This window comes from Flavobacterium sp. (genome assembly GCF_003525665.1).
Taxonomy (GTDB): domain Bacteria; phylum Bacteroidota; class Bacteroidia; order Flavobacteriales; family Flavobacteriaceae; genus Flavobacterium.
In genome coordinates this window covers 16,231-16,561 of sequence record NZ_DQDX01000090.1, presented here as the reverse complement: position 1 = coordinate 16,561, position 331 = coordinate 16,231, and the positions used below count along the sequence as shown (strand labels likewise).

At 24.5% G+C, this 331-nt stretch carries 1 protein-coding gene; it reads left to right on the top strand.

Features of this window, described 5'->3' with window-relative positions:
• Positions 1-108 precede the first annotated feature (108 nt).
• The coding region (locus DIU01_RS06760; protein ID WP_290832782.1) for a hypothetical protein at positions 109-331 on the top strand (223 nt) is incomplete at its 3' end.

Here is a 331-nt window from a genome sequence, read left to right as displayed (position 1 = left end):
TTTTTTTTTTTTAAAAACAAAATAAAAAATGGAAATTTTGACTCAAAAAACATTGATTCAGTAGTTTATTTGCCAATTCTAGATGAAAATAAAATTACAATCGGTTATTTGATATCTAATTTCAAGAAGCAGTTTGATTTTTCAAAAAGTCAAGAAAAAACAGTAAGTCTGTTAGCTGATGAACTTTCTGAGCTACTTCGAGAAGATAAAATCGACACTACTAAAGATTTAAAATCTGTAGATTCACCTGAGGTTAAACAAAACTTTATTAAAGAAAGTTTATTAAAAACTTTTAAATTTTCCAACGATGTTTTTTGCATATTTGATAAGA